This window comes from Segatella copri, assembly GCF_002224675.1.
Taxonomy (GTDB): Bacteria; Bacteroidota; Bacteroidia; order Bacteroidales; family Bacteroidaceae; genus Prevotella; species Prevotella copri_U.
Window position 1 is genome coordinate 18570 of sequence record NZ_NMPZ01000020.1, and the last position, 26858, is coordinate 45427.

Below are 26858 nucleotides of genomic sequence, written 5' to 3' on the forward strand. Positions count from 1 at the left end.
AGTATGAAACGAATGAATATATTGATGCTTTCATCGCTGTTGGCGGTGTCTGCGTCGGCACAGAAGATAAGTACTCAGAACGAGATCGTGGATTGTGGACAGGTAGTATTCCGCAAGCCGGTAACCGCTGAGTTCCTGATGAAGAATGAGGGCAGCAAACCGCTGATCATCCATCAGGTGTATAAGAGTTGCGGATGTACAGAAGTGGTGTATCCGAAGAACAGTGTGGCTCCTGGCGGCAGCTTCTTGGTCAAGGCGGTGTATGATGCGAAGCAGATGGGTACCTTCCACAAGCAGATATGCCTCTATAGCAATGCATCGGAGGAACCTTTTATCCTCTCTATGCGTGGTAGGGTAGTGAGCAATGTGGTAGATTTCGCAGGTCCATATAATGAACTGCTTGGCGAACTCAAGTCGGATGTCCAGGAGGTGGAGTTTGATGACGTAAACCGTGGCGACCGTCCGGTACAGCGCATCCATATCTTCAATCCTACAGAGGAGATGATGGAACCAGTGGTCATGCATCTTCCTAACTATCTCCAGGCGGCGGTTTCGCCTTCCAGGGTGGCTCCTCACCGTTCCGCAGAGATTACCTTTGTGCTGGATTCGAAGAAGTTGCGTGATTTCGGCTTGAATCAGACTTCTGTTTATCTGGGGGAGCGTCCTGGCGACAAGATTGCTCCAGAGAAGGAAATCGTGGTTTCTGCCGTCCTCCTGCCAAGTTTCGACAAGTTGACTGCCGAGCAGAAGGAACAGGCTCCGAAGGTTGAACTCTCTACTACCGATCTGAATCTGGGTAACTTCAACGGCAAGAAGAAGCGGAAGGGAGAAATCCTGGTTAGCAACCAGGGTAAGTCAGTTTTGGATATCCGAAGCATGCAGATGTTTACCATGGGCTTGCAGGTACAGCTGAAGAAGAGTAAGATTCAGCCGGGAGAGACCGTGAAGATGAAGGTGACAGCCGTGGCTGCCGATCTGAAGAAGTCGCGTGCCAAGCATCCTCGTATTCTCATGATTACCAATGATCCGGAGAATGCCAAAGTTGTAATTAGAATAAATGTAAAGTAATGCAGATAGAAATAGATCATGGTAGTGGTTTCTGCTTCGGCGTAACCACTGCCATCAAGAAAGCTGAAGAAGAGTTGGAAAAGGGCAGTACACTCTACTGCCTGGGTGATATTGTGCATAATGGTATGGAGGTGGAGCGCCTGCATGAGGCAGGGCTGATTACCATCGACCATGAGGAGATGAAGGAGCTTCACGGTGTGAAGGTGCTGCTTCGTGCACATGGTGAACCGCCTGAGACTTATGCGCTGGCAGAGAAGAACAATATTGAGATTATTGATGCTACCTGTCCGGTAGTACTCCAGTTGCAGCGCCGCATCAAGAAGCAGTATGTGAGCAATCCGGAGGCGCAGATTGTCATCTTCGGAAAGAAGGGACATGCCGAGGTGCTGGGACTGGTAGGACAGACCGAGAGTCATGCCCTCGTGGTAGAGAAGTTTGAGGATGTAGAGCATCTGAAGGAAATAGGTAAATTGGATTTCAACCGTGATATCTATCTCTATTCCCAGACCACCAAGAGTCTGGATGAGTTCCATCGCATCATCGAGTATTGCCAGGAGCATATCGTAGAGGGCGCAACCTTCAAGAGCTTTGATACCATCTGCCGCCAGGTGGCTAACAGAATGCCAAACATTGCATCCTTTGCCAGCAAGCATGATGTCATCCTCTTTGTCAGTGGCAGAAAGAGCAGCAATGGAAAGGTGCTCTTCAAGGAGTGCAAGAGCGTGAATGCCAACAGTTATCAGATAGAGAGTGCCGAAGAAATCAATATGGATTGGTTGAAGGGCGTGAATACCGTAGGCATCTGTGGTGCTACCAGTACTCCTAAATGGCTGATGGAAGAATGCAAGGAGAAAATCATCAAGGATACCTTATCATAAAGAGAAACAGGTAATCTGATGATTCATCTCATCAAATAAAAACAGGTGATAAATCTTCTCACGAGGACTTATCACCTTCAAAAAACAGTAATTAACTCAAAATTTATAATCTATATCATTACTACCTTGTCATTATGTCTGCAAAGATAAATAAAACAACGTTTTTTTGCAAAGCCAATTCTTTAAAATGGCAGTTTTTTTATATTAAACTGAAATTTTAATATATTTTTGCAATCGTCTTTGGACATTCTACGACAAAGTAGCTTTTTGTTACTTTTCTGCGGCTTTTTGATACTGTTTCATCAACCATTCCTTCTGTTCCGGAATTGTCATCTCGCTGTTGTCGAGTGTGATGGCATCATCAGCCTTGCGCAAAGGAGAGGTCTCACGATGGGTGTCAATATAGTCACGCTCCTCTACGTTTTTCAGAATAGCCTCGAAGTCGGCAGGCATTCCTTTCTCCTTGAGCTCATCGAAACGGCGCTGTGCTCTTACCTGAGAGCTTGCCGTAACGAAGATCTTCAGTTCTGCGTTAGGGAAAACGGTGGTACCGATGTCACGGCCATCCATTACGATGCCCTTGTCTTCGCCCATCTTCTGCTGCTGGGCTACCAATGCCTCTCTTACGAATGGGATGGCTGCCACTGGACTTACGTGATTGGAAACCTCCAGCGAGCGGATCTCCTTTTCTACCAACTCTCCGTTGAGATAGCAGTCTGGGCGACCGGTTTCGGCGTTGAACTTGAAAGAGATGTGGATGTTTGGCATCTCAGCCTCTAACGCTGCTACCTTTACCTTGCCATCCTCATCGAAGAGCTGGTGGCGCAGGGCGTAGAGCGTAACTGAGCGATACATCGCACCTGTATCTACATACACATATCCGATTTCCTTGGCAAGATCCTTTGCCATGGTACTCTTTCCACAAGAAGAGTAACCGTCAATTGCTATTGTAATCTTCTTCATATCTTTAAATCTGAAAAGTTTATCTGTTCTATAAATCTGTATTCAATAATCAGTATTCTATAATCTGTAGTCGATATTCAGCAGCAGACTATTGCTGCTGACATGGTATTTGCCGTAGGCGATGTTGAGATGGAAGCGCTCCAGATTGATACCGCCACCCAACGACCATCCGGCTCCATGACTGCTGGTTTCATCTTCTCCGTTTACGATTTTCATCTCATCGTGGCGTCGGAAATTGTAGCCGGCTCCCACCCAGAGACTTTCGCTCAAAAGCAGGTCGGCACCTAATACCGCATGGTTTCTGATTCCCTTATCCCAATGGTTCAGATTCACCAAGGTGGCTGAAACGCGGAAGGGAGTATTGATGAAGTGCTTGCTGACACCCACCTGTAGGTCGATCGGCATCTTCTCGTATTCTTCATCATAAGCCTTGAGCTGTCCACCCAGGTTTTTGGCTACTGCTGAAACCGACCATTCTTCTTCCGAATCGTAGTAGTTGAGTCCCAGATCCACCCCCATGGCGATGGAGTTGTAGTCACCGATATACGAGGTGATGAATTTGGCGGTGATACCACCCACGAGTCGTTCGCTGAGCAGGTAGGAGAAAGTACCCGCCAGGCAGATATCCTTAGCCGATAATTCCCCCATCTGGATGTTGTTCTCATCGGTCTGCTTCATCTTGCCATAATCCACATATTGGGCCGATACCGCCCACGAAGCTTTCTCTCCGGCGATGCGGTTGAATGAAGCTGATGCCATATTCACCCCCTTCATATAGTTCATGTAGTTGAAGTTGAGGGTACGGTCGTTCACCGACGCTAGCAGGGCTGGGTTATGGAAAGCAAGTGCCGCATCATCTTCTATCAAGGTGATGTTATCGCCTCCCAACGCAGCAGCATGGGCACTGACGGGGAGTCGGAGGAAGTTATACCCCGTCTGACTCTCTTGAGCCCCCATTTTTGTCGCGAAAAGCGTCAATATAATGGAAAAAACAACTTTTTTCATTTAAAATATCTAATTCTTTGGCAAAGATACGGCTTTTTTGAGAAATAAGACGTAAATTTGCAATGTTTTCGTAGAAAATAACGAAAGAGAATGTAAAATATTGCAGTTTGGACCCCAAAAACGGGTGAACAAGTCTGCAAATAGTAGATAATAGATATTGTGGAAATAAAGAAATCAGATCGTGCACAATTGGAGGACAAGCGGGTAACCTTTTTCCTGCTGGGACTCCTTATTGCCTTTACGCTTCTTTTTGTAGGATTGCAGTATTCCAGAAATCCGCAGGGAGATGACGACTGGGCTGAGAACTTTGAAGATCTTTCGCAAGATATGGAAATGTCAACTCCGCCCGATCAGAAAGATATGGTGAGTGCGGAGGCTGTGGCGAAGGCACCTGCCTCGCAGGCTATCACTCAGGAGGTGAAACCTACCGAGCAGCAAATGGTCAAGAAGACACCGGAAAAGATCAGCACTACTACCAGCAAGCTGGTAATCGGTGATGGTTCGGGCGTGGTAGAAGGGGCTGACGTCAAGGAGGCGGCTCCTGAGACAGCGGTGGATCCGGCAGATACACAGGCTGAGGCTCCTATCAAGTTTACCGTGGTGCAGAAGATTCCGGAGTTCCCGGGAGGTTGGTCGGCATTTATGCAATGGCTCACCAAGAACCTGAAGTATCCGCAGGTGGCGCAGAACAACAAGGTACAGGGCACGGTGGTGGTAACCTTCATCGTGAACAAGGATGGAAGCATCGCCAATACCAAGGTAAGTACCTCGGTGGATGCTGCCCTTGATGCTGAAGCGCTCCGCGTGATGAAGATGATGCCCAAATGGAAACCGGGTATGGACAAGAACAAGGTGTGCCGTACCATGATTGCTATTCCGGTGGTATTCAAGTTATAAAAGATAAAATAACTACATACTCAATTTTAAGACAGATTATAAATCAGATATTATAAATTAGAAATATGATAGATATGAAGACATCAGAAGAATTATTGGTAATGGTGAATGATTTCCTGGCAAATCTCCCATACAATCGTAAACCATTGTCGCTTTACGAACCGGTGAAGTACGTACTCTCTTTAGGTGGAAAGCGTATTCGCCCTGTTTTAATGCTCTTGGGATACAATCTCTTCAAGAATGATCCTGAGAAAATTCTGATGAATGCGATAGCTCTTGAGACCTATCACAACTATACGCTCTTGCACGACGACCTGATGGATAATGCTGACCTCCGTCGTGGTCATGAGACTGTACACAAGAAGTGGGATGCCAATACTGCTATCCTCTCTGGTGACAGTATGTTGGTGTTGGCTTACGAGAGAATGGCACAGTGCGACGATCAGCATCTTGCCAAGGTGATGAAGCTCTTTACTACTACAGCCCTTGAGATTGGAGAGGGACAGCAGTATGATATGGAGTTTGAGAACCGCAATGATGTGAAGGAAGAGGAGTATATCGAGATGATTCGCCTCAAGACCAGTGTGCTTCTTGCTTGTGCCCTGAAGATTGGTGCCATCCTGGCTGATGCTTCTGCTGAGGATGCTGACAATCTCTATAAGTTTGGCGAGCAGATCGGCTTGGCTTTCCAGCTGCAGGATGATTTCCTCGATGTATATGGTGATTCCAAGGTGTTTGGTAAGGCTATTGGTGGTGATATCACTTCCAACAAGAAGACTTTCATGCTCATCAATGCCTTCAACCATGCCAACGATGCCCAGCGTGCTGAACTCCAGAAATGGGTGGATGCCAAGGAATTCGACCGCAATGAGAAGGTGGCTGCTGTTACCCGTCTCTATAACGAGATCGGTATCGACAAGATGGCACAGGATAAGATTGCCTATTACTTCGAGCAGAGCAAGAAGTATCTTGATGCTGTGAATGTGCCTGCTGAGCGCAAGGAAGAATTGGCGAAGTATGCACAGAAAATGATGAAGCGCCAGTACTAATCATCAAGTTTAAAGTTCAATGTTCAAAGTAATAGATACGCATACTCATCTCGATGCAGAAGAGTTTGATGAGGATAGAGCGGAAGCTTTCGCTCGTGCCAGGGAAGCGGGGGTAGGCAAGGTGTTCTTGCCTGCCATTGACGTGAAGACCACGCACGCTGTCCTGGCATTGAGTCGGGAATATCCGGGTTATGCCTATCCGATGATCGGTTTGCATCCTGAAGAGGTGAAGGCAGACTGGAAGGATCAGCTGGCTGAACTCCGAAAGATGCAGATTTCTGACTTTATCGCCATTGGCGAAATCGGATTGGATTACTACTGGAGCCGTGAGTTCGAGCAGGAGCAGTTGGAGGCATTCGAGGAACAGGTGAAATGGTCGGTAGAAACCCGACTCCCCCTGATGATTCATTGCCGCAAGGCACAGAACGAGATGGTGCACTTGCTCCGTCAGTATCAGAAAGACCTGCCTGGCGGCGTGTTCCACTGCTTCACCGGCAATCAGAAGGAGGCTGAAGAGCTTCTCTCTTTCGATAACTTCGTGCTGGGTATCGGCGGTGTTTCTACTTTCAAGAGCAGTCATCTCAGAGAAGACCTTCCGGCTGCGGTTCCGATGAATCGCATCATCCTGGAGACCGACAGTCCTTATATGGCTCCCGTGCCTTATCGTGGCAAGCGCAATGAAAGCGCTTTCGTGATAGAAGTGCTCAAGACTCTGGCGAAGGCATACGGAGTGAGTGAGGAGAAATTCGCTGAACAGACGAATAAGAATGTAGAAAGCGTCTTTCAGCTGAATTAAATCAGAAAAGCGTCTTTCCCCTATGAAATAATAAAAATTATAAGCTTAATATTAAAACCAAACTATTCATTATGACTAGAAAAGTGATTTTGGCTGCTATGTTGATGGCAGCATTTGCACAGGGCACTCAGGCACAAGACCTGAGCGGCCAGCGTTCTGAAAAGCAGGACGTGCACATGATTCCTGGTAAGAAACTGGATCATCACGGACTCATCGTGAGTCCTACACCACATCTCCTGAATGTGGATGCTGCTAACCGACTCGACCTGCAGAAGGGTGTCAAGGTGATTGACAAGAAAGGTAAGTTTGCTGATGATGTGAAATTCCTGACCGCTAACGCCAAGGGCATTCGCCTGACCATCGATTTCGGTGAGAAGCTTGCTGCTAAAGCAGGAGTGAAGCCTGTATCGGGTGCTTACAGCCTGAAGGCTGATGCCAAAGGTATCCAGATTGTGGGATACGATGAGCGTGGTGCTTTCTATGGCTTGCAGACCTTGCGCCAGATTGTAAACAGCGAGATGGCAAAGGGCCAGATGCCTTATACCACTTGCAACGACTACCCTGATCTTCCTAACCGTGGTGTGGTAGAAGGTTTCTATGGTGAGCCTTGGTCTCATCAGGTGCGTCTTTCCCTCATCGATTATTATGGAAAGAACAAGATGAACACCTATCTCTATGGTCCAAAGGATGATCCTTATCATAGTTGCCCTAACTGGCGCTTGCCTTATCCTGAGAAAGAGGCTAAGAACATCAGCGAACTCGTACAGGCTTGCCGTCGCAACCGTGTAGATTTCGTATGGGCGATCCATCCGGGACAGGATATCAAGTGGAACGAGGAAGATTATCAGAACCTGGTTCACAAGCTTGACTTGATGTACGACCTCGGTGTACGTTCTTTCGCTATCTTCTTTGATGATATTTCCGGCGAGGGTGCCAACCCAGTGAAGCAGTCAGAACTCTTGAACCGCCTGGCTAAGGAGTTTGTGAAGGCTAAGGGCGATGTTACACCGCTCGTGATGTGTCCTACCGATTATACCCGTCTCTGGGCAAATCCAAAACCAACTGGTTCCCTGGCTATCTTCGGTAATACCCTCGATCCATCCATCAATGTATTCTGGACAGGTGATGTGGTATGTAGTGACTTGACCCGCGAGACGCTCGACTGGGTGAACTCCCGTATCAAGCGCCCTGCTTATTACTGGTGGAACTTCCCAGTTACTGATTATGCACGCCATATCATCATGCAGGGTCCTACCTACGGTTTGCAGACCGACCTGACCAACAAGGATCTCTGTGGTTTCGTGAGCAACCCAATGGAGCATGGTGAAGCTTCCAAGCTGGCTCTCTACGGTGTAGCTGACTATGCATGGAATATCGCCAACTATAATCCACTCGACAACTGGGAGCGTGGTCTGGTAGATCTCACTCCAGAGGCACACGATGCTTATCGTACATTCGCCATGCACTCATGCGATACAGAAACCGGTTATCGCCGTATCGAATCATGGGAAACCAAGAGCTTCCGCATCGACAACTTTACAGATGCTGAGTTCAATGCTTTGCAGAAGGAATTTGAAAAGGTGAAGAATGCACCTGCTCAGATGGAGGCAAACTGCAAGAATGCCTTGTTGATGAAGGAACTCCGTCCTTGGTTGACCGAGTTTGGCAAATTGGGTAACCGTGGTCTGAAGACCATGCAGCTCATCAAGGAGTACAAGGCTGGTAATGACCAGGCATTCTGGGATGGCTATGTAAACAACCGTATGAGCAAGGAAGATGTGGCTGCTTACGAGAAGCATAAGTCTGGAACCATGGTATTGCAGCCATTCTATGAGCAGTCTATGGATGATATGGCTTCTGGCTTCTTCAAGAAGTTGACTGGCAAGGTGCCTGCTTTCTATAAGGGTATCGGTACTTATGCTACCTTGAGAACTACCCAGAGCAAGGCGATGTTTGACAACGATTCTACTACCTATTATACATCTGGTAATGGTCAGAACACTGGCGACTGGATTGGTGCTGATTTAGGTTGTGTTCGTTCTGTTTCTGAGGTAAGAATCCTTCAGGGACGTAACTCTGTAGATGATGTGGATTACTTCGACAACACCGTTTTGGAGTATTCTCTTGACAAGAAGGAGTGGAAGGCGCTGACCGGTGAGTTGAAGAAGCAGTATGTCATCAACTGGAAGACAGATTCTCCTGTTGAGGCTCGTTATATCCGCATCAAGAAGTTGAAGTCTGACAAGCGCAATTGGGCTGCAGTCCGTACCTTCGAGGTGAACCCAACTACCCCAGAGCGTTTGAGCTTTACTGTAGAGGCTAAGGATATGCAGGCAGCGATGTATGGTTTCGATGAGAACCCTTGCACCTCATTCATCAACGAGGGTACCCTTACCATGGGTGTAGAAAAGAATGTAAAGGGTTACACCCTGCTGTTGAAGTTGGCTCCAGGCAAATCATTGGTATGTCGCCAGCTGAATGCCAAGGGCAAGGTATTGGCAACAACCAACATCGACCAGTCATTCTGCAAGATAGAATTGGTGAAGAAGGCTGCCAAGCTTCAGCTGGATGGTTCAGCCGAAATCTTCGAGATAATTCCTGAAAAGTAAAGGACAGAACTTTCGCAAGTGGTGAAGTCCGCTAGGTGTCTCGCCGAATTTGCAATTCTGCCGGGACGCCATACGCCCTGAAAGGGCAAAAGCTCCTAGCCCAGGGCAACACCCTGGGTTAAATATGCAACCAACAAGTCGCCCTGAAAGGGCAAAAGCTTTAAAATAGATGCTTTTGTCCTTTCAGGGCGCTTGTTTTATGTCATCTCTAGTTAAAGAAATGTAAAAAGCAAACGAATATGTGGATTTTCGAATAAAAAGTGATAATTTTGTACTCCGAAACTGGAAAGGTGCTCGAGTGGCTGAAGAGGCACGCCTGGAAAGCGTGTATTCCCCTAAAGGGAATCGGGGGTTCGAATCCCCCTCTTTCCGCTTTTTTATATATATAATAAGGTATATATGATTATGAAGAAAAATACAGCTATTGCGCGTTTCGCAATATTCATTTTCACAGTAATGTGTTCTTTGCCTGTCATGGCGCAAGACGAGAATATCGGATTTCATCAAGCTCTTAAGACGAAGTTCATAGAGGGTAATGCCGGCTTTATGTCGCTCGTTGCCATCGCTCTCATTGTGGGTCTGGCTTTCTGTATTGAGCGCATCATCTATCTCAGCCTTTCTGAAATCAATGCCAAGAAGCTGATGCAGGATATCGACCAGAAGGTAGAAGCAGGCGATGTGGAAGGTGCCAAGGAACTTTGCCGCAATACCCGTGGACCTGTAGCTTCTATCTGCTATCAGGGATTGATGCATATGGATGAGCATCTCGATGATATCGAGCGCTCGGTAAGTGGATATGGTACCGTGCAGGCTGCCAACCTGGAGAAGGGATGTTCCTGGATCAAGCTCTTCATCGCCATGGCTCCTTCCCTCGGATTCCTGGGTACGGTGATTGGTATGGTGATGGCTTTCGACCAGATTCAGCAGGCGGGAGATATCAGTCCTACCATCGTGGCTTCGGGTATGAAGGTGGCGCTGATTACTACCATCTTCGGTATCATTGTTGCCTTGATTCTGATGGTGTTCTATAACTATATCCTTTCCAAGGTAGAACATCTCACCAGTCAGATGGAAGAATCGGCTGTTACATTGATGGATATCATTGCCAAGAGAAAATAGCTTTATCTTTGAATCTATGGTTAAATTTCAATTTTCAAAATCGAATTCAAAGGCGAAAAACAAGTCTGCCGAACAGATATCTCAGAAGGTTTTCCGTCTGATGATAGGTTTGGCTGTGCTGGTTTTCGGTCTGTTCTATCTGATAGGCTATGATTTGCCTTTCGATGAGAACCCCGACTTCAATGCCCCTCTTTTTACCGATGTGCTCATCTTCCTGATGTGGCTTTTCCTGATAGGAGGAATAGGCTTGGCGGTCTATTCGATGGTGAAGGATTACCGGAGCAGCAGGTCGGAGGCTGTGGTGAATGGTGTGCCGGTGCGTCGTATCTTCCGTATCACCTGGCTTACCTTGCTGGCAGTTCTGATTCTTACCTTCCTCTTGGGAGGTTCCGATCCGATGCTCATCAATGGCGAGAACTACGCCGACTGGTTGTGGCTGAAACTTTCAGATATGTTTGTCATCACCTCGCTGCTGATGTTGCTGGCAGGCATTGGAGCCGTTTGCTTCGGTGCCACCCGATATATCCGAAAGAAGCAGTAACAGCCTGTAATTATCAATCAAAAAATAGTTAGTATCATATCATAAAGCAATGCTGATAAGAAGGAATCGTAACGAAACCCCGGGATTGAATACCACCTCAACAGCCGACATCTCGTTTATGCTGCTGATATTCTTCCTTGTAACCACATCCATGGATGTGGATAAGGGATTGTTGCGCCAGCTGCCTTCGCCTGAACCTCAGAAGAAGGAACAGCAGGAATCGGTGGTGGATAAGAACAGTCTGATGGCGATTCATCTTACGGCTGGAGATACGTTGCTGGTGAACAACCAGCCGATGAAGCTGGAAGATCTGAAGCAGGAAACCGTCCGCTTTGTACATCGCCTGGGTAAGAAACATCTGATTTCCATCGAGAGCGACCGTGATGCCAACTACAACCTCTATTTCCAGATGCAGAATGAGTTGATGGAAGCCTATGCGCAACTTCGCAATGAGGCAGCCCAGAAGAAATATCATAGAGACTTTGCGCTTTTGAACAATGATCAGAAGGAGCAGGTGCGTAAGCTCTGTCCTCAGCGCATTACGGAGTCGTATGCCAATGCGATGACTCATGAAGACAAGAGTGTAGATGCTGATGCGGAAGAGAAACAGGAAGCCCAGTCTGCTCAGGAGAAAGGAGGCGCCAAATGATGAATTTTCGTAAAAAATCGCATTCGGTTCCGGAATTGAATACGTCATCTTTGCCGGATCTGATATTCTCAGTACTCTTTTTCTTTATGATCGTTACCCACATGCGACAGGTTACCTTAAAGGTGGAATGCCGTATGCCGGAAGGAAAGAATCTCACACGCCTGACCAAGAAGTCGGCGGTAAGTCATATTTATATAGGAAAGCCAACCAAGGATCTGCAGGGCAAATACGGCTCAGGTACCCAGATACAGATGAATGACAAGTTTGCCAGTGCTTCTGATGTGCAGGATTATATCTCTGCCGAGAAGAAGCGGATGTCGCCTGAAGACCAGAAACTGATGACCGTTTCCATCAAGGCAGACCAGGACACCAAGATGGGAGTGATTACCGATGTGAAGCAGGCACTGCGCCAGGCAAAAGCATTGAAAATAAGCTATTCTGCTGTTGAAAAAAGGAAATAATATGCTCTAAAAGGAAAAATAATATTAATTTATTATTTTTTTTATTAGAAAAGTTGCTTTTTTATTAGAAAAATGCTACCTTTGCAGGCAAATAATAATTAATTATGGCAAAACAAGTATTAGATTCATTAGATAGGCATATTCTGAAGCTGATTTCTCAGGATGCCCGAATTCCATTTCTGGAAGTAGCACGTGCTTGTAATGTAAGCGGTGCTGCCATTCATCAGCGTGTAGCTAAACTCACTAACCTTGGCATTATTAAAGGCTCTCAATTTGTTATCGATCCAGAGAAGATTGGTTACGAAACCTGTGCATATATGGGACTGTTCCTCAAGGAACCAGAAAAGTTTGATCAGGTGGTAGAGGAACTCAAGAAGATTCCTGAGGTAGTAGAGTGTCATTATACTACGGGCGGTTTTGATATGTTCATCAAGATTTATGCAGTCAACAACCACCATCTCCTGGAGATTATCCACGATAAGTTGCAGCCATTGGGTCTTTCCAGAAGCGAGACCATCATCTCCTTCAATGCAGCCATCGACCGTCAGCTCTCTCTGAAGGATATCCAGCAGGTTTCTGATGAGGAAGATGAAACAACAGAAGAATAAGAATTTATTCAACCGTACTGGTCGAATTTATTTTCTGATATAGGTGAGGAATGAGAACGACAATCCGTTTTCATTCCTCATTTCTTTTTCCGTCACTTCCCAGGCAGAACTGTCGATGGCAGGGAAGAAGGTATCTGCCTGTTCCGGCTCCTTATCTACGATGGTGAGATAGAGTTTCCGGGCTGCAGGAAGAGCCTGGCGATAGATGCTTTCTCCGCCAATGATGAAGATTTCTTCCGGACTGGCTATTCCTGCATCTTCCTTGGGGGCAGACAAGGTGTCGCCTTGAGCAGCCCTGAGTGCTTCTTCCAGGGTAGGATATACTTCGCCCCCATCTATCTCTTTCAGACTTTTAGAGACAACGATGTTGCGGCGATGTGGAAGAGCACCATTAGGGAGAGATTCAAATGTCTTTCTGCCCATCACGATGGTATGCCCCGTGGTAAGTTCACGGAAGCGGACCATATCTGATGGTAAATGATAGAGCAGTCGGTTCTGGTAGCCGATGGCTCTATTGTCTTTAGAGATACAAGCGATGATGCTGAGCATATTCATTCCTGATGTCTGGTTCTTCTTGATGAATTCTTATCTTGTTTCTTGATACTTATTTCTTGCTGATTACACAGGGTTCTTCCGGCACGTGGCTGCTCTTGATTTTCCACTCTTGTGGATAGAGGTTGTTGGCACGGTTGCCGATGTTCTTCTCCCAGCCCAGAGGCATCTGCTGATAGGTTACGAGCACGTAGCCTTTGGGGGTGTCAGCAGGAAGATTCACAGCCTCTTTGCGCAGGTAGCGGATGGCATCCTCGTAGGAGAGTTCTACCTGTGGGAAAACCTCAGTGTTGAGTTCGGTGGAGAGTGCCAGACTCTGGTCGGGAATGATGTCTTTGCCCTTGCTTGTTCCCAGTTTGATGCCGGCATGTATCACCTTCAGGTTTCTGGCAGCATCCTCATAGATGGCTTTCCATCGGCTTGGGATGGCATAGAAGTTATCGTCTTCGGCTATCGTTTCATAGTCGGAAGACTTCAGCCAGTCTGTTGGAACCTGCAGACCCTTTCCCTTGTTTCCTCTATTCTTTCCTTTATCCTTGTTCTTGTCTTTTTTCTTCTTTTTATCTTCCTTCTCCATTTCCGGTTCTCCCTCTTTTCTGAGTACCGCGAGGAAGATGCCTTCTCCGCGGGTCTTGCCTGGGAGGAAACGATAGACAGGGATGTCTGTGCCTATGAGATTGCCCGTGATATTCCATGCTTCATCGATATCGTTGAGTGCAATAGCATCAGCCCCCAGCTCCTCACAGATCCAGGCGATATTCTCTTCGTCTTCGTGGGCATTGAAGGTGCAGGTAGAGTAGATGAGGAGACCGCCTGGTTTCAGGCAGTTCCAGATATCGCTTACGATTTCACGCTGCAGATGCCAGCAGTTGTCCACATTCTGCAGGCTCCATTCGCTGATGGCGCCATCATCCTTGCGGAACATACCTTCGCCGGAGCAGGGAACATCAGTGAGGATGACATCAAACTGAAGTTTCGACTTCTTGTAGTCGCGTGGATAGTTGTTGGTGACGATCATATCGGGATGACCGAACTTCTGGATATTCTCTGCAAGAATCTGCGAGCGGGTGCGCATCGGTTCGTTGCTGAAAAGAAGACTACCTTCCGGCAGGGCAGCACGTACAGCGGTAGATTTTCCACCTGGAGCCGCACAGAGATCGAGCATCATCACGGGGGCGTGAACGAGTTGTCGGATCACCAGATCCACGAACATGGAAGAAGCCTCCTGCACGTAATACTTTCCTGCATGGAGCCATGGGTCGAAGGTGAAGTTAGGACGGGTGGAGAGATAGCGACCGGTGGAAGGGCACCATGGAATCGGTTCGCCCGCAGCATCTTCTCCCTCCTTGCATTTGAAAGGATTGAGGCGGATACTGGTAGGTGCTTCTTCCTCGATGATGCCCTGTTTCAGTTGCTGGAACAGTTCATCGCCCATCAACTCTTGGGAATATTGGATGAAATCTTCTGGTAATGTCTTCATATAATGCCTTTATTCTTGATTTTGTTTGCAAAAATAAGAAAAATTTCGTTTCTTTGCAACTAATTTCCCAAGAGATGCGTCTAAGACATAGAAAAAATAATAAATAACAAGGTAAAACTATAAAAATATTGTTAGATATGAAGAAAGCGATATTAACATTGGCGCTCATCATGAGCATCGGAGCTACCCAGGTATCTCTGGCATCTTCGGCTCCAAAACATCGTTATCATCCAACTACCCAACAGGTGGATAAGCAGGCTTCTCCTGCCGCTGCAAAGCAGGAAGATAAGCAGGCTGCAGCTGAGCAGGCATCCGCAGCTCAGGATGATGAGGCTATTGCTGCCTATTCTGATACAACCGCAACGGATACTTCCGACTATGCTGATGTAGATGACAATGACAACCATGCTTATCATTCCAAGTATAGTCTGGGCAACTATGATGATCCTTTCGATTTCATCGGTTCGGTATTTGGTGGCGGGGCGTTGTCTGTTATCGTCATCTTCTGTATCATCTTCGGTCTGCTGTTTGTCTTTGCTCCGCTGATCATCGTGTTCCTGGTTATCAGATATCTGATTCGCCGCCACAATGACCGGATGAAGTTGGCGGAGATGGCGATGGAGAAGGGCATCAATGTTCCGGAAAGCGACCGTCCGATTGACAAACAGAGCGATGAATATCTGGTGAAGCGAGGATTGAGAAATGCCTTTCTGGGCGCTGGCTTGTGCGCTATGTTCGCTTGGTGGGAAGCTGACTTCTTGGCTGGTATCGGAGCCCTGGTCTTCTTCTATGGATTGGGACAGACCCTGATAGGTTCACTTCCAGCCATCAAGGATTGGTGGAGAAACCGCCATGGCGATCAGGGCACAGGTTATAATGGAACTCCGGTGTAAAAATCAAACAACAGTTATTAGTTAATATATATAGTGGAAAAGTTATCCGATATTTCTCTCGTCACGAAGGTGGTGATGCTTCACGACCGCAAGTCGTTCGACTTGCTGGTCAAGAAGTATCAATCACCTGTTCGTGGGTTCTTCCTACGGCAGACGCTGGGGGATGCGCAGCTGAGTGACGACTTGGCGCAGGATACCTTTGTGAAGGCTTATACCCATCTGGCAAGTTTCAAGGGTACAGCCAGCTTCTCCACTTGGCTTTATCGTATCGCTTATAATGTGTGGTATGATTATACCCGCAGTCATAAGGAAACACAGGATATTGATACACCGGCGGTTGCCCGGCAGAATGCGCAGGGAGTGAATACCGGACTGAAGATGGATTTGCTCAATGCCCTACGGATATTGAGCGAGAACGAACGGACATGCATCACGCTGCAGCTGATGGATGGTCTCTCTATAGATAAGATAGCAGAAGTGACGGGGATGGCGCAAGGCACCATCAAGTCGCATCTCTCTCGTGGAAAACAGAAACTTGCAAGTTACTTAAAGCATAATGGTTATGACCGATAAAATGATTGATAATAGAAATGGTATGGAGCTTGAACCGCTGAGCGCCACAGACGATCAGCTCCTTCAGGCTTTCTTTGCTGATAACAGGATGGAGGAGATTCCGGATGATGGATTCTCTGATAGGGTGATGCAGGCATTGCCGGGTCTTGAGCCGGAAAAGACCGTGCTGTCTCTTGAGCAGGAGCAGGCATTGGCTAAGCGTCTCCGATTGGAACATCTGTGGACGGCAGCCTGTGTGGCTGTCGGCGTAGTGGCTGCTGTGGTTTGCCAGGGATGGGAGCAGATACAGGGCTGGCTCTTCTCTATGAAGATAGATTTCCTGCTTACTGGTTCCCGTGCCCTTACCCATATGCTTGATGCAATCATGCAGACGCAGAATCTCCTGATGATGCTCGCTGGCATCGTAGTCCTCGTGATGGTCTGGGGATATAATGAAGTGGCGGATGCCAGATAAGAAAAAACTCTTTCTGCTAGTAGAAGAATGTTTTATATCCGTTGTCTTCGGATACTTTCTCTTGTCTTGGCTTTGACTTTGGCGGGTTCTGCAGGTTACCTTTATTGTCGAACATCTTGTAGGTGGTACGAAGAACCGTAAACTCGGTGCGGCGGTTCAGCTGGTTGCATATCTCCTGATGCTCCCTGGTCTGCTTGAGGATGAAATCCTGGGTGAGCACATCGTCTTCCTTCAGCCAGGGATATTTCTCCGTGAGCTTCCTGCGGATTGTCTTCGGGCGTTCCTTGCCATATCCCACAGGGGTAAGGCGATCTTTTTCAATGCCGTGAGCTATGAGGTAATCCACTACCGACTGGGCGCGGCGCTGAGACAATCGCTTGTTGTACTCGCTGTTGCCTTTGTAATCGCAATGGGCACTCAGTTCGATGGTTACGTGGGAATTCTCTTTCAGCAAGGCTACGAGCTTATCCAGAGCCTGGGTGCTGGCTGGCGTCAGGGTAGCTTTGTCAAAATCATAGAAGATGTTGTCGATGAGTACTGGGGCTGAGATGGAAGCCAGCGGGAACTGGAGCACGTACTCCTTGCTCTCCTTTGCCGAATCTATCCGCAACTCCTCCTTGTGGTTGAGGAATCCCTTGCAGGAAGCCATCACAAGATAATCTACCTCAGGATGGATAGGCAGCGTAAACGAACCGTCACTCTTGACCGGCAGTTTTCTGTAGGTGCCATCGTTGCCTACTACCATCACCTGTGCGGCAGGAAGTTCGTAGCCGTCTTTTTCGTAAACCCATCCCTTCATCGTGGTGACAATCTCCGGATTATTGAAAGAATAGATATGGTCGTAGCCGCGGCCATCCTTTCTGTTGGAAGAGAAGAAGCCACGGTTGTGTGGTCCCTCGAAGGTCATTCCGAAATCATCTGCTTCAGAATTGAGGGGATAGCCGGGATGCTCTATCTTATACTGCTGGGTCTTTTCGTCTATTCGGGCAATGTAGATGTCGAGACCACCCATTCCGATATGTCCGTTACTGCTGAAATAGAGGTCGCCGTTAGGGCGGAAGGTAGGGAACATCTCGTCGCCCGGCGTATTGATGGGGGCACCGAGGTTTTCCACACCTCCCAGACCTGAAGGAGTGATGCGCACACGCCAGATATCGTAACCGCCCATTCCGCCCGGCATATCGGAAACGAAATAGAGCCATTCACCGTCAGGACTGATGGCAGGGTGGGCGTAGGTGCTCAAGGTATCCTGGGTGATTTCCAGCTTCTGAACCTTTCCCCAGGCAGCATCCGAACGGGAAGAGGTGACGATCTGGGCAAATCGGGGAGAGGCTGGATCGGTGACGCATTGGGTGAGATACATCTCCTTGCCATCGGGAGTGAAGCAGCAGGCTCCCTCATCATAGTCGGTATTCAGACCAGTGGCGATGGCTTCCGGTCTGCTCCATTTTCCCTTGTCGTCTTTTTCTGAATAGAAGATATCGCCAGCCTTGGTGCCGGTGATTCCGCTGAGTTCATCTCCCTGTGCGTCATTGCGGGTGGAGGTGAAGTAGATCTGTTCGTATTCATCGCCCAGGAGCATCGGTGAATAATCGGCTCTTCGGGAGGTGAAGACATCCATCTTCTTTACCTGATATCTGCTTCCGGCTTTTTTCCAGCCGGGAGTCATCTGGGCAGATCTCAATCCGTTCTGGGCTAGGATATTGTCGGGCATGGAATCCACGAGGATTCTGAATTCCTTTTCTGCCTGCTTGTATTCGCCGTTTTTCAGGAGCAGACGGGCGTAAGCCAGACGGTCATCGAGTGAAGCCTGGTTATAGCGGATGGCATTGCGGTAAGCATTCACAGCCTTGGGGGTAGCATTGATCTTGTTGTAGCAGCGTGCCATCTTCAAGGCAAGCTTTCCCCGGTTTTCACGCTCCTTGGGAGGTGTCTTGGTGTAGGCTTGCTTGAATTGGTCGGCAGCATCATAGTATTCGCCTAAAGAAAGGAACTTTTCTCCCTTCTTCAGGTTCTTGTCAATGCCGCAGCTTATCAGAAGGAGGCAGCAAAAGGCTGTTATGATTTGGTAATATCTAATCTGCTTCATATAATTTAGAAATAGAAAGCCCTAATTATGATAATAACGAAAGGGTTACGCAATTATTATAATTAGGGCTTTATTGTCTGTATATTTTTCCGGAAAATTACATCTGCGAGAATGGCTGGCGATATTGGCAGCCAGATTTCCAGTTGCTGCAACCATAGGCGGTCTTGCCCTTGATGATGACGCCCTTTCCGCAGAGCGGACATGGCTTGCCTACCATTGGGTCGGCTGGAGCTGGCTGAGGGGTTTCATCCTTTTTCTTGGCTGGTGCTTTCTTTGCTGCCGTTTTCTTCTTTTCCGGTTTTTTCTTGAGATCTTCTTCCGTCATGATGGTGACTCTTCGGCTGCTGTTATCCGATAGAACATCGATGACAATCTGGTTGATCTGCTCTTTCAGGCCGTTGATGAATTCGGCAGGGTCGTAGGTTTTGTGCTCGATGTCTCGGAGCTTTTTCTCCCAGATACCGGTCAGCTCACAGCTCTTCAGGAGTTCCTCGTGGATGGTGTCGATGAGCTCGATACCTGTTGGTGTTGCCATCAGGTTCTTGCGCTGGCGGCGGATGTAGTGGCGCTTGAAGAGAGTCTCGATGATGCCGGCACGGGATGATGGACGGCCGATGCCGTTCTCCTTCAAAGCCGCACGAAGTTCCTCGTCTTCCACGAATTTACCCGCTGTCTCCATCGCACGGAGCAGGGTTGCCTCGGTGTAATACTTAGGCGGCGTGGTCCATTTCTCCGTCAGGGTAGGCTGATGGTTGCCCGATTCGCCTTTCACGAAAGAGGGGAGGGTTCGCTCTTCTACCACTTCCTTCTTGGTGCCGTTTCCGTTTCCGTCGCCTGCATTTCCGCCATCGTTTCCGTTGGCGTTATCTGCATCGTCGTCATCGGCATTCTTCGCATCCTTGGCATAGACTACTCGCCAGCCTGGTTCCAGAATCTCCTTACCGCTCACCTTGAACTCTATCTTTTCCGGTTTGGGTCCGTCCTCGTTGATAACCTCGCCCAATACGGTGGTGGTAGAGAATTTACAATCCGGATAGAACACGCTGATGAATCGCTTGGCGATGAGATCATACACGTTTGCCTCCATATCGGTGAGTCCGGTTGGCGGAACTCCGGTTGGGATGATGGCGTGGTGATCGGTTACCTTGCTGTTATCGAAAACCTTCTTGCTCTTCGGCAACTTCTTGCCGGTGGCTGCGAGCTGCTGGATGAGCGGCAGATATTTCTGCTGACTCGCTATCTTTGCCTGGCTCACACCATTCAGAATCTGCGGACATTTCGGATAGATATCGTCTGTGAGAAACTGGGTATCTACACGAGGATAAGTGGTATATTTCTTCTCGTAGAGACTCTGGATGAGTTTCAGCGTAATATCGGCAGAGTAGGCAAACTTCTTGTTGCAATCCACCTGCAGCGAGGTGAGGTCGTAGAGATGAGGGGGTGCCTCGTTTCCCTTCTTCTTGCTTACATCGGTAACGGTGAAGGGTTTGCCGGCGATGGTGCTGAAAGCCTTCTCGCCTTCCTCCTTGCTGGTAAACTTGCCGCTGGTGGCTGTAAACTGGGTGTCGCGATAGATGGTGGCGAGTACCCAGTAAGGTTCGGAAACGAAGTTGTCGATTTCCTTCTGGCGGTTTACGATAAGGGCAAGGGTAGGGGTCTGCACTCGGCCGATGCTGAGCACCTGTTTGTTCTGACCGTATTTCAATGTGTAAAGTCGGGTGGCGTTCATGCCGAGAATCCAGTCGCCGATGGCACGTGAAAGTCCGGCAAGATAGAGCGACTGATATTCCCCCTGGTCTTTCAGTTCCTGGAAGCCCTGCTTGATGGCTTCATCGGTCATGGATGAAATCCACAGTCTCTTAACGGGGCATTTTGCCTGCGCCTTCTGCATCACCCATCTCTGGATGAGCTCTCCTTCCTGTCCGGCGTCACCGCAGTTGATGATGCTGTCGGCAGCCTGCATCAGTTTTTCGATGGTGGCAAACTGCTTCTTGATGCCTTCATCGTTGATGAGCTTGATGCCGAAGCGCTGTGGAATCATCGGCAATGCCGAAAGGCTCCAATGTTTCCACATTGGAGTATAATCATCCGGTTCCTTCAGCTCACAAAGGTGGCCGAAAGTCCATGTTACTTGGTAACCATTACCTTCCATATAACCGTCGCGTGCCGTGGTAGCTCCGATGATTCGGGCGATATCCTTAGCCACGCTAGGTTTCTCTGCTATACAAACTATCATTCTTTATTCTTATTTCTGTTTGCAAAGGTACAATAAAATAATGAAATAGCCATCATTTCAGCTTCTTTTTCTCATGGCGGGGAATAAAATATTCCACAAAAAAGGTCGCCCTGAAAGAGCAAAAGCTTCTTGCATTCAAAGCTTTTGCCCTTTCAGGGCGACCTTGCTGATTGTTATCTAACCCAGGGCGCTGCCCTGGGCTAGGAGCTTCTGCCCTTTCAGGGCGTGTTCGTATAAATCTGCGTGCGATTACTCGTACTCCTGCCAGCTCTTGATCTGAAGCTGGTCCTGGCTCAATGTGCAGAATGCCTCGATGAAGGCGGAAGCCAGACGGGCATTGGTGATCAGAGGAATGTTGTGGTCGATGGCACCACGACGGATTCTGTAACCATTGGTCAACTCACGCTTGGTGTGATTCTTAGGAATATTGACGATGAGGTCGAACTTGTGGTCGGCAATCATCTGCATCACGTTAGGGAGATCCTTGTGGTCCTCATCAGGCCATCCTACGGCTGTAGCCTTCACGTTGTTCTCGTTCAGGAACTTCGCTGTGCCGGCTGTAGCATAGATGGTGTAACCGTTCTTCACCAGCGCCTGAGCAGCGTCGAGCAGGGAAGCCTTCTCCTTCGCACCACCACTTGAAAGCATGATGCCCTTGTCCTTTGAAGGAATCTTGTAGCCGGTGGCAATCAATGAGTTGAGCAATGCCTCCTCGAAAGTATCACCCATACAGCCTACCTCGCCGGTAGAACTCATATCTACACCCAAAACAGGGTCGGCGTTCTGCAAGCGGGCGAATGAGAACTGTGAAGCCTTCACACCCATACGGTCGATATCGAAGGCAGACTTGTCTGGTTTCTGATATGGCGCATCGAGCATGATGCGGGTAGCAGTCTCGATGAAGTTGCGCTTCAACACCTTGCTCACGAATGGGAACGAACGGGATGCACGGAGATTACACTCGATAACCTTCACATCGCGACCCTTAGCCAAGTACTGGATATTGAAAGGACCCGAGATGTTGAGCTCCTTGGCGATGGCACGTGAAATCTTCTTGATCTGACGGGCTGTAGCGAAGGAAATCTGCTGAGCAGGGAAGGTCATGGTAGCGTCACCAGAGTGAACACCTGCATACTCTACGTGCTCTGAAATACCATACTCAACAATCTCACCGTTCTGAGCCACACCGTCAAACTCAATCTCGTTGGTCTCGGTCATAAACTGAGAGATAACCACTGGGTACTCCTTAGAAACCTCAGATGCTGCCTCCAGGAAGCGACGCAACTCGTCATCGTTGTGGCAAACGTTCATGGCTGCACCAGAAAGAACGTAAGATGGACGAACGAGCACAGGATAGCCTACCTCGTCGATGAACTTCTGAACATCCTCCATTGATGTGAGGGCGCTCCACTTAGGCTGGTCGATGCCCAACTTGTCGAGCATGGCAGAGAACTTACCGCGGTTCTCGGCACGATCGATGTTGACAGGAGATGTACCCAGAATTGGCACAGACTGGCGATGGAGCTTCATAGCCAGGTTGTTTGGAATCTGACCACCCACGGAAACAATCACACCACGTGGTGACTCCAGGTCGATGACATCGAGTACACGCTCGAATGAAAGCTCATCGAAGTAGAGACGGTCGCACATATCGTAGTCGGTAGATACGGTCTCCGGGTTGTAGTTGATCATGATTGACTTGTAACCCAACTTGCGCGCTGTGTTGATAGCGTTTACTGAACACCAGTCGAACTCTACAGAAGAACCGATGCGGTAAGCACCCGAACCGAGAACGATGACAGACTTCTCGTTCTTGTAGTAGTTGATGTCGTAACCCTCTACAGCGTATGTCATGTAGAGATAGTTGGTAAGGTCAGGATGCTCGCTTGCCACTGTAGGGATGCGCTTTACGGCAGGAAGGATGTTCAGCTTCTTGCGCAGGGCACGAACAGCGAGAACCTCCTTCTCCATATTGGTATCCTTGGTCTTCAATACGAAGCGGCCAATCTGGAAGTCAGAGAAGCCCAATACCTTAGCCTCGCGCAATACCTCGGCTGGAATCTCCTCCAAAGTATTATATTCAGAAAGCTTGTGCTTGTAATCTACGATATTCTTCATGCGCTCGATGAACCAAGGGTCAATCTTGGTCAGTTCCTCGATGCGCTCGATGGTGTAACCTTCCTCCAGAGCCTGGGCGATGGCGAAGATACGGAGGTCGGTAGGGTTAGAAAGCTCCTCATCCAGGTTGTCGAACTTGGTGTGGTCGTTGCCAACGAAACCGTGCATTCCCTGACCAATCATACGGAGACCCTTCTGGAGCATCTCCTCGAATGAGCAGCCGATAGACATGATTTCGCCTACAGACTTCATGGAAGAACCAATCTTGCGGCTTACACCAGCAAACTTGGTAAGGTCCCAACGAGGAATCTTGCAGATCATATAGTCGAGTGATGGAGCCACATAAGCAGAGTTAGGAGTACCCATCTCGCCAATCTGGTCGAGTGTGTAACCGAGGGCAATCTTAGCTGCAACGAAAGCCAAAGGATAACCTGTAGCCTTAGAAGCAAGGGCAGAAGAACGGCTCAAGCGAGCATTGATCTCGATGATACGGTAGTCGTTGGTCTCAGCGTTGAAAGCATACTGGATGTTGCATTCACCCACGATGTTGAGGTGACGGACGCACTTTACGGCGATGTCCTGCAACATCTTCACCTGCTCGTCGGTGAGAGAACAGGTAGGAGCCACAACGATAGATTCACCGGTGTGAATACCCAGTGGGTCGAAGTTTTCCATAGAGGCAACGGTGAAGCAACGGTCGTTCGCATCACGGATGCACTCGAACTCAATCTCCTTCCATCCCTTCAAGCTCTCCTCAACGAGTACCTGAGGTGCGAAAGTGAAGGCAGATTCAGCAATCTCCTTGAACTCCTCTTCAGTCTTGCAGACACCAGAACCGAGACCACCCAGCGCATAGGCAGAACGGATCATGATAGGGTAGCCGATGTTGCGTGCCGCAGCCACAGCCTCCTCCATGTTCTCGCAAGCGTGGCTTACTGGAACCTTGAGGTCAACCTTGTTGAGCTCCTTTACGAAGAGGTCGCGGTCTTCTGTGTTCATGATAGCCTCTACCGAGGTACCCAATACATCCACACCATACTCCTTGAGCACACCGCTGAGGTAAAGCTCTGTACCCACGTTCAAACCAGTCTGGCCACCCCAAGCCAGCATAATGCCGTCTGGGCGCTCCTTCTTGATAATTTCAGTTACAAAAAAAGGTGTCACCGGCAAGAAATAAACCTTGTCAGCAATACCTTCACTCGTCTGAATTGTAGCAACATTAGGATTGATAAGGACGGAACTGATACCCTCCTCGCGCAGCGCCTTGAGAGCCTGCGAACCGGAATAGTCAAACTCACCTGCCTGGCCGATCTTCAAAGCACCGGAACCCAGAACGAGGACTTTCTTAAGCTGTTTCTTCATCATGTTATTTAACTATAAGTTTATTCTTAATAATAAAAAGTCTCTTCTGAAAATGTCTTGTTTAGTATCTATTTAGTTTCTTAGTCAGATTACTACGGAAGATACACTATTTCGGGCAGCAAAGATACGCTAAATATCTGAATCATCCAAATTTTCTGCCATTCTTTACAGTTAAATAACATCAATTATTTAAAAATCCTTTCGGGATTGTCTCATTTCTGCTATTTTTTTGTTACTTTTGCAGCGCCTACAGAAAATGTAGCAGAAAGTTTCGATAATAATAAAACAATAGATAACAAGAGTATTATAAAACAATGAAAGTCGGATTATTCGTCCCTTGTTATGTGGATGCTTTATACCCTGAAGCGGGTGTGGCTACATACAAGTTACTAAAGCACTACGGACTGGATGTCGGTTATCCCGAAAAGCAGACTTGCTGTGGTCAGCCGATGGCTAACGCGGGTTTTCAGGACAAGTCGGAGAAGGTCATAGAGACATTTGATGAGCTGTTCAAGGATTACGATTACATCGTAGCTCCTTCAGCTTCATGTGCCGCTTATGTTAAGGTGTATTACCCTAAGATTCTGGAGGGTAAGCACGAGTGTATTTCATCCAAGAAGATCATGGATGTTGTGGAGTTCCTTCACGATGTGCTGAAGGTGGATCATGTGCCGGGAAAATTCCCGCATGCGGTGAGTGTGCACAACAGTTGCCATGGTGTGCGAGAACTGGGTTTGTCGTCTCCATCTGAGCGACACATCAAGCCATTCAACAAGATTATCGACCTGTTGAATATGGTGGAAGGCATTACCATCCACGAGCCGGAACGCAAGGATGAGTGCTGCGGATTCGGCGGTATGTTCTCTATCGAGGAGCCTGCCGTTTCTACCCGAATGGGAGAGGATAAGATCAAGCGCCACATGGCTACGGGTGCCGAATATGTCACCGGACCGGATTCTTCCTGTCTGATGCACATGGCGGGTATTGCCAAGAAGGAGAAGATGCCGATCAAGTTTATCCATGTTGTTCAAATTTTAGCTGCAGGACTATGAGTACAGAACATTCCAAGAGAGCTGCGAAGTTTACGCAGAACGTAGAGAAGACCACCTGGCACGACGCTACCTTCTGGTCTGTTCGTCAGAAGAGAGATAAGATGGCGCAGGAACTTCCTGAGTGGGAAGACCTCCGCGAACATGCGTCTGAAATCAAGATGCACACCATTACCCATCTTGCCGATTACCTCGATATGTTTTCCAAGAACCTGGAGAGCCGTGGGGTGAAGGTGCACTGGGCAAAGGATGCGCAGGAATTCAATGAGATTGTGCTCGGTATCCTGAAGGATCATAACGTGAAGAAGATGGTGAAGTCAAAGTCGATGCTTACCGAGGAGTGCGAGATGAATCCTTATCTGGAGCAGCACGGAATCGATGTGGTAGAGACCGACCTGGGTGAGCGCATCATCCAGCTCCTGCACCAGAAGCCAAGCCACATCGTGATGCCTGCCATCCACCTGAAGCGTGAGGAAGTGGGACAGATGTTCGAGGAGAAGGGAATCTCCAAGGAAATCGGTAACTACGATCCTACTTATCTGACCCGCTGCGCCCGCCATCATCTCCGCGACCAGTTTATGGAAGCAGGAGCAGGTATGACCGGCTGCAACTTCGGCGTGGCTGCCACAGGCGATTGCGTGGTCTGCACCAACGAGGGTAATGCCGATATGACCACTTCCATGCCTAAGCTCCACATCGTGGCGATGGGTATCGAGAAGTTGGTTCCTGACTATAAGTCACTGGCTGTATTCCAGCGTCTGCTCTGCCGCTGCGGAACCGGTCAGCCTACCACCGCCTTTACCTCTCATTTCCGCCAGGCTCGTCCGGGTGCTGAGATGCATGTGGTTCTGGTGGATAATGGCAGAAGCGATATTCTCGCCGACAAGGACCACTGGCAGACCTTGAAGTGCATGCGCTGCGGAGCCTGCATGAACACCTGTCCGGTTTATCGCCGTTCAGGCGGATACAGCTACACCTATTTCATTCCGGGTCCTATCGGTGTGAACCTGGGAATGCTGAAGAATCCTCAGAAGTACAGCGACAATGTTTCAGCCTGCACCTTGTGCTTGTCTTGCGACAATGTATGCCCTTCCAAGGTAGGTCCTGGTTCGCAGATTTACGCTTGGCGCCAGAGTCTGGAGAGATTGGGCAAGGCTAATCCTGTGAAGAAGGCGATGTCGAATGGCATGAAATATCTCTTCGATCGTCCTGCGCTCTACACCACAGCCTTGAAGTTTGCGCCACTTGTCAATCTGATTCCTGAGTGCTGCACGCACTTCAGCAACTGGAATGCGTGGGGTATCGGTCACACCATGCCTGAGTTTGCGAAGAAGAGCTTCCACCAGCTTTGGAAAGAAGGAAAGGTGAAGTAGTGGCTAATCATAAAGTTCAAAGTTCAAATTTCAAAG

At 48.4% G+C, this 26858-nt stretch carries 23 protein-coding genes and 1 tRNA gene; 17 read left to right on the top strand and 7 right to left on the bottom strand.

Features of this window, described 5'->3' with window-relative positions; translation table 11 throughout:
• Positions 1-3 precede the first annotated feature (3 nt).
• A complete protein-coding gene (locus CFT61_RS11840; RefSeq protein WP_089544633.1) occupies positions 4-1068 on the top strand; it encodes a DUF1573 domain-containing protein in 1065 nt (354 codons plus the stop codon).
• Positions 1068-1946: a 4-hydroxy-3-methylbut-2-enyl diphosphate reductase gene (locus CFT61_RS11845; RefSeq protein ID WP_089544634.1), complete on the top strand. Its 879-nt coding sequence runs from the start codon at positions 1068-1070 to the stop codon at positions 1944-1946. Before CFT61_RS11840 ends, CFT61_RS11845 begins: the two co-directional genes overlap by 1 nt.
• A 270-nt stretch (positions 1947-2216) precedes the next feature.
• On the opposite strand, the gene cmk is transcribed toward CFT61_RS11845, so the two are convergent.
• Together cmk and porQ are read right to left on the bottom strand one after the other, a co-directional pair.
• Positions 2217-2909, bottom strand: coding sequence for a (d)CMP kinase (gene cmk, locus CFT61_RS11850; protein ID WP_089544635.1), 693 nt, complete (start codon positions 2907-2909; stop codon positions 2217-2219).
• Positions 2910-2966: 57 nt separating this feature from the next.
• A complete protein-coding gene (porQ, locus tag CFT61_RS11855; protein ID WP_089544636.1) occupies positions 2967-3914 on the bottom strand; it encodes a type IX secretion system protein PorQ in 948 nt (315 codons plus the stop codon).
• Between the two features lie 159 nt (positions 3915-4073).
• On the opposite strand from porQ, the gene CFT61_RS11860 reads away from it, so the two are divergent.
• From CFT61_RS11860 to CFT61_RS11905, 10 genes are all read left to right on the top strand, one after another.
• Positions 4074-4811 carry an energy transducer TonB gene (locus CFT61_RS11860; RefSeq protein WP_089544637.1) on the top strand — a complete coding sequence of 246 codons (738 nt, stop codon included), beginning with the start codon at positions 4074-4076 and terminating at the stop codon, positions 4809-4811.
• 74 nt (positions 4812-4885) lie between these two features.
• Positions 4886-5860: a polyprenyl synthetase family protein gene (locus tag CFT61_RS11865; RefSeq protein WP_089544676.1), complete on the top strand. Its 975-nt coding sequence runs from the start codon at positions 4886-4888 to the stop codon at positions 5858-5860.
• Between the two features lie 19 nt (positions 5861-5879).
• Positions 5880-6656, top strand: coding sequence for a TatD family hydrolase (locus CFT61_RS11870; RefSeq protein ID WP_089544638.1), 777 nt, complete (start codon positions 5880-5882; stop codon positions 6654-6656).
• Positions 6657-6727: 71 nt separating this feature from the next.
• A complete protein-coding gene (locus CFT61_RS11875; protein WP_089544639.1) occupies positions 6728-9265 on the top strand; it encodes a beta-N-acetylglucosaminidase domain-containing protein in 2538 nt (845 codons plus the stop codon).
• A gap of 284 nt (positions 9266-9549) precedes the next feature.
• Positions 9550-9637: transfer RNA gene (locus tag CFT61_RS11880), tRNA-Ser, on the top strand.
• 33 nt (positions 9638-9670) lie between these two features.
• Complete coding sequence (locus tag CFT61_RS11885) at positions 9671-10384, top strand: MotA/TolQ/ExbB proton channel family protein (RefSeq protein WP_089544677.1); 714 nt, start codon at positions 9671-9673, stop codon at positions 10382-10384.
• A 16-nt stretch (positions 10385-10400) separates the two neighbouring features.
• Positions 10401-10925 (top strand): hypothetical protein, encoded by a 525-nt coding sequence (locus CFT61_RS11890; protein ID WP_089544640.1) that lies wholly within the window; start codon positions 10401-10403, stop codon positions 10923-10925.
• A gap of 49 nt (positions 10926-10974) precedes the next feature.
• A complete protein-coding gene (locus CFT61_RS11895; protein ID WP_089544641.1) occupies positions 10975-11574 on the top strand; it encodes an ExbD/TolR family protein in 600 nt (199 codons plus the stop codon).
• Positions 11571-12035 carry an ExbD/TolR family protein gene (locus CFT61_RS11900; protein ID WP_089544642.1) on the top strand — a complete coding sequence of 155 codons (465 nt, stop codon included), beginning with the start codon at positions 11571-11573 and terminating at the stop codon, positions 12033-12035. Before CFT61_RS11895 ends, CFT61_RS11900 begins: the two co-directional genes overlap by 4 nt.
• Before the next feature lie 104 nt (positions 12036-12139).
• Positions 12140-12643, top strand: a complete 504-nt coding sequence (locus tag CFT61_RS11905; protein WP_089544643.1) for an Lrp/AsnC family transcriptional regulator — start codon at positions 12140-12142, stop codon at positions 12641-12643.
• A 27-nt stretch (positions 12644-12670) separates the two neighbouring features.
• Here CFT61_RS11905 and CFT61_RS11910 read toward each other — a convergent pair whose 3' ends face one another.
• Both CFT61_RS11910 and CFT61_RS11915 read right to left on the bottom strand, forming a co-directional pair.
• Positions 12671-13192 carry a dihydrofolate reductase gene (locus tag CFT61_RS11910; protein ID WP_089544678.1) on the bottom strand — a complete coding sequence of 174 codons (522 nt, stop codon included), beginning with the start codon at positions 13190-13192 and terminating at the stop codon, positions 12671-12673.
• A 55-nt stretch (positions 13193-13247) separates the two neighbouring features.
• Positions 13248-14675, bottom strand: coding sequence for a methyltransferase RsmF C-terminal domain-like protein (locus tag CFT61_RS11915; protein WP_089544644.1), 1428 nt, complete (start codon positions 14673-14675; stop codon positions 13248-13250).
• 137 nt (positions 14676-14812) lie between these two features.
• Between CFT61_RS11915 and CFT61_RS11920 the strand changes: the two genes are divergently transcribed.
• Genes CFT61_RS11920 through CFT61_RS11930 form a run of 3 tightly spaced genes read left to right on the top strand, consistent with a single transcriptional unit; the run spans position 14813 to position 16595 of the window.
• Complete coding sequence (locus tag CFT61_RS11920; protein ID WP_142990631.1) at positions 14813-15568, top strand: DUF6249 domain-containing protein; 756 nt, start codon at positions 14813-14815, stop codon at positions 15566-15568.
• Between the two features lie 33 nt (positions 15569-15601).
• On the top strand, positions 15602-16141 hold the full coding sequence (locus tag CFT61_RS11925) for an RNA polymerase sigma factor (RefSeq protein WP_089544646.1): 540 nt from the start codon (positions 15602-15604) through the stop codon (positions 16139-16141).
• Between the two features lies 1 nt (position 16142).
• Entirely contained in the window at positions 16143-16595 is a 453-nt protein-coding gene (locus tag CFT61_RS11930; protein WP_176425596.1) for a DUF5056 domain-containing protein, read from the top strand.
• Between the two features lie 16 nt (positions 16596-16611).
• Here the strand turns inward: CFT61_RS11930 and CFT61_RS11935 are convergent, their stop codons facing one another.
• From CFT61_RS11935 to carB, 3 genes are all read right to left on the bottom strand, one after another.
• Positions 16612-18684 (bottom strand): OmpA family protein, encoded by a 2073-nt coding sequence (locus tag CFT61_RS11935; protein ID WP_089544648.1) that lies wholly within the window; start codon positions 18682-18684, stop codon positions 16612-16614.
• A 97-nt stretch (positions 18685-18781) separates the two neighbouring features.
• A complete protein-coding gene (locus CFT61_RS11940; RefSeq protein WP_089544649.1) occupies positions 18782-20920 on the bottom strand; it encodes a DNA topoisomerase 3 in 2139 nt (712 codons plus the stop codon).
• Positions 20921-21169: 249 nt separating this feature from the next.
• Positions 21170-24400 carry a carbamoyl-phosphate synthase (glutamine-hydrolyzing) large subunit gene (gene carB, locus CFT61_RS11945; protein WP_089544679.1) on the bottom strand — a complete coding sequence of 1077 codons (3231 nt, stop codon included), beginning with the start codon at positions 24398-24400 and terminating at the stop codon, positions 21170-21172.
• 314 nt (positions 24401-24714) lie between these two features.
• On the opposite strand from carB, the gene CFT61_RS11950 reads away from it, so the two are divergent.
• Together CFT61_RS11950 and CFT61_RS11955 are read left to right on the top strand one after the other, a co-directional pair.
• A complete protein-coding gene (locus CFT61_RS11950; RefSeq protein WP_089544650.1) occupies positions 24715-25452 on the top strand; it encodes a (Fe-S)-binding protein in 738 nt (245 codons plus the stop codon).
• Positions 25449-26822, top strand: coding sequence for a lactate utilization protein B (locus CFT61_RS11955; RefSeq protein WP_089544651.1), 1374 nt, complete (start codon positions 25449-25451; stop codon positions 26820-26822). The genes CFT61_RS11950 and CFT61_RS11955 overlap by 4 nt, the downstream gene beginning before the upstream one ends.
• Positions 26823-26858: the final 36 nt, after the last annotated feature.